We start from the raw sequence: 1,669 nt of genomic DNA on the forward strand, positions 1-1,669 counted from the left end.
TGCCGGTCCAGGGAGCGGCCCGCGACGCCTGGTGCGCGAAGGCGCGCCGCTGAGCCGCCGTCACATGTGGAGTTCCGCCGGGAAGCCCGTCCAGCGCAGATCGGCGGGCAGGTGACGCATGTCGTTGTAGAGCAGGACCGTGTCGGGGCGGCCCGGGGTGTAGCGGATGACGGTGAGCGCCGCGTTGCAGTGGTTGAGGGCGAGCCAGCGCCACTTCGGAGCCACCATGAGCCGGCTGACCAGCCAGCCGATCAGGAAGTTGTGGGTGACAACGAGTTCGTGGCGTTCCTCGGTGCCCTCCACCGGGCCGGTGAACCGCTCCAGGGCCCCGGCGGCCAGGGCGGGGCCGCGCAGGCGCTCGTGCTCGGGCCAGGGGGCGAGGAACCGGAGCAGATGGTCCGCCGAGTCGGCGGGGAGCTCGGCCCGCTCGGGCACGTGGGGCAGGTAGTCGCCGGCGATCTCGCAGGCGTGCAGGGGGACGCCGTCGAGGTGCTGCCCTATCGTCGCCGCGGTCTGCGCGGCACGCGGCAGCGGGCCGTGGTGGACGGCCGAGAGCGGCACGTCGGCGAGGCGGCGACCGAGCAGCGCCGCCTGTCTCAGGCCGCTCTCGGTCAGCCCGCTGCCGTCCGCCAGGGCGTCGCCGTGCCGGGTCAGATAGAGGAAGCGGGTGGCGGTTGCGGTCATGTCCGGCGCTCCTGGGTGGGGCATGTGCGATCGTGCGTGTCGCCTGGTGGACGCGGCCCCGGCCGGGGCGGTTCCCGGCCGGCGGACCGTTTGACAGCTGCGCGAGCCGGGACTTTCCCTGGAATTGATGGGCAAGAGCATCACCGAAGGGGGTATCCCCCATGTTGTTGCGCTCTTCTCTCCGGGCGACCCTCGCCCTGCTCGCCGCGCTCGCCCTGGGCGTGCTCATGGCCGTCGGTCCCGCGCCCCTCGCGCAGGCCGCCACCCGGTACTACGTCAGCATCTCGGATTTCTCGTTCCAGCCGCAGGATCTGTCCGTCAAGCCGGGCGACACCGTGGTCTGGACCAACGCCGACAACGTCAAGCACACCACGACGTCCGACAGCGGCGCCTGGGACTCCGGCCTGCTCGCCAAGGGCCAGAGCTTCTCCGAGACCTTCACCACGGCCGGGACCTACACCTACCACTGCACACCGCATCCGTTCATGACCGGCAGTATTGAGGTCGGTTGATCGGCCGAATCCTTCTTTCGTGCGGCGTCCGTCCCGTCACGGTGGGGCGGGCGCGCGTTGCTGGCACGCTCGGGGGCCATGAAGCGTATTGCGACGACGGCCGTACTCACGGCGGCGGTGTTCCTGGCCATGGGCCCCTCGGCCTTCGCGGCGACGGCGGGGTGTGCGGGCGGGACGTGTCTGACGGTCGAGGGGAGCGGCCGGTACGTGGCCCGGGCCTCGGCCTCTCCCGCCTCCCCCGCCGACGACTTCTTCGGGCACTACCGGCTCTCCGGCCTGGGCCGGAAGAACACCGAGAGCGCGGTCCGGCACTGGCGGCACGGTCAGTTCTTCACGGTGGCGCTGGGCCGCGATCTGCCGGCCGGAACCGTCGTCTGCGCCGAGGGGTTCGAGCACATCGACGGTCAGGTCAAGCCGCACGGGAAGGCGTGCGTGAAGATCCCCGGCGCGAGCGCCGCCGGGACCGGGGGCGC

At 72.0% G+C, this 1,669-nt stretch carries 3 protein-coding genes; 2 read left to right on the plus strand and 1 reads right to left on the minus strand.

Annotated elements, in window-relative coordinates; translation table 11 throughout:
- Positions 1-60: 60 nt before the first annotated feature.
- The gene (locus tag AB0K09_RS33190) at positions 61-684 is read right to left on the minus strand and encodes a histidine phosphatase family protein (RefSeq protein ID WP_366069107.1); all 624 of its coding nucleotides are present in this window, start codon (positions 682-684) and stop codon (positions 61-63) included.
- 167 nt (positions 685-851) lie between these two features.
- Between AB0K09_RS33190 and AB0K09_RS33195 the strand changes: the two genes are divergently transcribed.
- Entirely contained in the window at positions 852-1,196 is a 345-nt protein-coding gene (locus tag AB0K09_RS33195; RefSeq protein ID WP_366069108.1) for a cupredoxin family copper-binding protein, read from the plus strand.
- A gap of 78 nt (positions 1,197-1,274) precedes the next feature.
- On the plus strand, positions 1,275-1,669 hold a 395-nt coding region (locus tag AB0K09_RS33200), incomplete at its 3' end, for a hypothetical protein (protein WP_366069109.1).

The organism is Streptomyces sp. NPDC049577, from assembly GCF_040675635.1.
Lineage (GTDB): Bacteria > Actinomycetota > Actinomycetes > Streptomycetales > Streptomycetaceae > Streptomyces.

Excerpts from the sequence above, each read along its gene's own strand:
- AB0K09_RS33190 (WP_366069107.1), bottom strand. The coding sequence starts at position 684 with ATGACCGCAACCGCCACCCGCTTCCTCTATCTGACCCGGCACGGCGAC.